Origin of the sequence: Bacillus sp. C30, from assembly GCF_040838255.1 — a bacterium.
Lineage (GTDB): Bacteria > Bacillota > Bacilli > Bacillales > Bacillaceae_G > Bacillus_A > Bacillus_A mycoides.
In genome coordinates this window covers 1-3,905 of sequence record NZ_JBFPJH010000301.1, presented here as the reverse complement: position 1 = coordinate 3,905, position 3,905 = coordinate 1, and the positions used below count along the sequence as shown (strand labels likewise).

The 3,905-nt window shown below is 35.3% G+C and carries 4 protein-coding genes; all 4 read left to right on the top strand.

Annotated features, from left to right (window positions below):
- Positions 1–184: 184 nt before the first annotated feature.
- Entirely contained in the window at positions 185–754 is a 570-nt protein-coding gene (locus tag AB3X49_RS18960; protein ID WP_002167814.1) for a hypothetical protein, read from the top strand.
- 220 nt (positions 755–974) lie between these two features.
- Entirely contained in the window at positions 975–2,702 is a 1,728-nt protein-coding gene (locus tag AB3X49_RS18955) for an S-layer homology domain-containing protein (protein WP_367964017.1), read from the top strand.
- Between the two features lie 166 nt (positions 2,703–2,868).
- Positions 2,869–3,015: a BC1881 family protein gene (locus AB3X49_RS18950; protein WP_002014405.1), complete on the top strand. Its 147-nt coding sequence runs from the start codon at positions 2,869–2,871 to the stop codon at positions 3,013–3,015.
- 108 nt (positions 3,016–3,123) lie between these two features.
- Positions 3,124–3,879 carry a sulfite exporter TauE/SafE family protein gene (locus AB3X49_RS18945; RefSeq protein WP_367964015.1) on the top strand — a complete coding sequence of 252 codons (756 nt, stop codon included), beginning with the start codon at positions 3,124–3,126 and terminating at the stop codon, positions 3,877–3,879.
- Positions 3,880–3,905 lie beyond the last annotated feature (26 nt).

Below are 3,905 nucleotides of genomic sequence, written 5' to 3'. Positions count from 1 at the left end.
GCACGAGAACTACAAAAGATTAGAGATATGATTGGCCAGATGAATTATGTTGCGAAGTGAAAAATAAAGTAAAACTTTAATTAGTGGGGGTTTATGGGCAACCCGACTTCTACCCTTTACAGCCGAATTTTGAGGTGGGAGTCTAACTGCCCGCAAATAGCGGGATAAAGTAGGTGTTATTTGGGTGGAGAAAGGTAAAAGCTCTATATTGTGGGGAATGTTGTACATTTATTTTTGTTTGCATATATTAATGTACATTGCGTTTATTTTCGTTATTGATATGGTTCATGTGTCATTGAGTGTAATGAGTATTTTGGTGGTAGTAATGCCTTTTATTTTATTAGTTATTATTCAAAAGTCTATCTTACATGTTTCGGCAAGACGTGATAAAGGTAAGAAACAACTGTTCACTATAATGATGGTAGGTCTCATTCCATTGCTAGTATGCACCGTACAATTAAGTATAAATAAATACACTTCAAATTTTAATCAGGATCGGTGGTTAAATTATGAAGAAAAACGAGTACATATGGTAGATGACCTATTACAGGAGCATAAATTGATAGGGAAATCAAACGAGGAAATTACAAAATTGTTAGGGGCCCCTACGAAAACAAGCAGTTTGGAAACGGGAATTACTACACTATACTATCTTGGGAATGAACGTGGTTTCATTCCTATAGATAGTGAATGTCTTGTTTTGCAATTTGATAAAGATGGTAGAGTTATAGAGTATAAGGTACAACGAGATTGAAATAGTGAGAGGAGAAGCTATATCTTTTATAGCTTCTTTTCTATATTCCAATATAGAAAAAGTAGGCAAATAGTAGTCATTCCTATCTATACGAATGAGATAGAGTTTGTTATATTGTAAAGGGTTATTTAGTTTAGAAGTCTGCTAGATAGCCTTAAATATTTTAGATTAGGGAGGGAAGTTAACACGAATTAAGATATAAACGTGTTAAATAATTAGTATGAAAAAAGAATTTTATAATGTTTTAGCTGCATCAATTGTATTTAGTATGGTAACGATTCCAAGTTTTTCCTATGCAGACACAGTAGAAAAGACCGTAACAATTTCAACAGACGAGCAAGCATTAAAAAGTATTGAAAGCCATATGAAAGATGAAGATGGACGTGGAGAGAGCAAAGGAATAACAAATGAAGTACAAGGAGATTTTTTTGTACATATAATAGGTTCAGCATCTTTATTTGATTCTGCTGAGTTACAAAAAGCGACAGGTGTTCAGCTTTCTAATCAAGTAGTGAAAGCCGAAAAACAAAAAGGAAACGCTTACTATATACAAACAGAATCTGGAGCTGGGTGGATACAAAGTAGTGAAGGAAATGTAGAGGTTAAGGAAGTTTATCACTTGGCAAACGAAAAATTAGTAATTAATGAAGAGACAGCTACATATTCCGCACCATTTAATTCATATAAAGACGAGAAAGTGTTACAACCGCAAACAATTATTGCAATTGGACAAGTTGGAGAGTGGTTCCAAGTCCAAATAGATAATGAGGTGAAATGGATTTATGCACCTTCAGCAAAATTTGAGGGTACAAAAGCATCTCTTATTCAAAGCACAACTCCAACTCGTACGAAACGTGCAGCGGTTATGTATACTGCACCAATAGAAGAGAAAACAACGAATATTTACGGTGTACCATTAAAGGAAATGATTGTACCAACAGGTAATGAAAATATTCGTCCAGGTTATGCGATGAAACCAAAATACATTACAATTCATGAGACAGATAATTATAGTGTTGGAGCAAATGCTAGAAACCATGCACAATATTTATACAGTCAAGCAACAGGAACGACTGATCGTTCAGCATCTTGGCATTTTACAGTAGATGATAAAGAAATTTATCAACATCTACCATTAAATGAAAATGGTTGGCATGCTGGAGATGGATCAGAAGGAACCGGTAACAGAGAATCAATTGCAATTGAAATTGCTGTCAATCAAGATGGTGATTATAATAAAGCTGTGGAAAATGCTCGCAAACTAGCAGCCTATTTAATGGGGGAATTAAATATTCCTTTAGAAAATGTAAAAAAACATCAATTTTGGAGCGGAAAGAATTGTCCGGCCATTATGATAAGGAATAATGCGTGGGAGCCATTTTTACAGGGAACGAAAGCTTATTATGATGCGAATCATAAAGATGATATAACTGGCGGTTGGTATGAAGCAGATATTCGTGAATTAGATAAAAGAGGTATTATGGTTGGAGACGGGAAGGGTTCTTACTGGCCAGAACGTCTTGTAACACGTGGTGAATTTGCGAATTTAGTTTCAAGATCATTGCAATTACCAGAGGGGAAATCGAATTTCAAAGATTTAAGCACAGCTCATCCATCGCTAGTAGATGGTATTAATCGTGCAGCTAGTGCTGGGATTATAAGTGGACGAGGAAATGATATATTTGCTCCGAATGATACGATTAAACGTGATGAAGCTGTCATTATGATTGATCGTGCATTGCAATTCAAAAATATTAAAGGTAATTTAGTTCCATTACCATTTACGGATCAAAATTTAGCGTATGATAAACAGGCGGTTCAACGTGTTTATGGGTTAGGTATCGTAAAAGGGAATGAGAATAATGAGTTTATGCCAAAAGGTTCTGCAACACGTGGGGAATCGGCAGCATTTATTAATAGAATGTTAAAAGTAATAGAGAGTAAATAATGGAAAGGCATTCGCTTTGGCGAGTGCTTTTTTATTTTTCAATATGTTATAGAAAGGTGATGTGAATTTTGACTGGAATAAGGAATGAAAGCGGAGGTGATGCATATATTTAGATGCATTGGGTAGTTTTTTGTAATTTTGTATAAAATGAAAAGGAGGTAGGACGGTGAAATCAATACCGACTGAAGTCCTGAGTAAGGAATTGATGGAAAGAGAAGGGGTTATATCTATTACAGTGATGGAATTTGAAAAGATAGAAGTGGCCGGAGTAGTTGTTTCTGGTCCAGCTGTTATTTTAATTAATCAAGATTAAGTACATATTATCAATAAAGAAAAGTAGTCAGAGCATCCGCTTAGGGTGCTTTTTGTTTGTATAGAAGTGTGTATATGATAGATAATTGGGATATTGGAGGGGAATTATGTGGCAATTATTATAACAATGTTATTAATGGGAGTTTTATTAGGATTTGTCGGAGCAGGGGGAGCAGGATTTATCATCGCGATACTCACTCTAGTATTCCATATCCCTATTCATGTTGCTCTTGCAACATCTTTAACTGCGATGGCATTTACGACATTATCTGGAGTAGTAAGTCATTACCGAGAAGGGAATGTTGTGCTTGTAATAGGCGGAGTTGTTGGGGGATTTGGCGCGATTGGTTCCTTTATTGGTTCAAAGTTTGGTTCGTTAATACCAGCACATCTGTTGCATTGGTTTACAGCTGGTATGTTATTTTTATCGGCAATTTTTATGTTTATTCGGTTGATTATGTTTCAAAAAAGATCACAGTCGTCTTTAAAAGGGCATAAAGAACTTTCGAAAGATAACGTGATTAAATGTATATTCCTCGGATTGGTGACTGGAATTTTAGCAGGTGCATTTGGTATTGGCTCAGCACCTTTTATCCAACTCGGATTAATGGTTCTATTAGGTTTAACAATCCGTCAATCTGTAGGGACGACATTGCTCGTTATATTACCAATCGCAATTGGAGGTGGGTTTGGATATAGTTCGGAAGGGTATTTAGATTATGTATTATTAGTACAAGTTTTAATCGGGACAATGTTAGGAGCATATATAGGAGCTAAGTTTACAAATTATGCACCTCGCATGCTTCTAAGGTTTTCGATGATTATGACACCAATATTAGCTGGATGTATGTTGTTAGTAGATTAAAGAGAATATATAGAAATCTATTAATA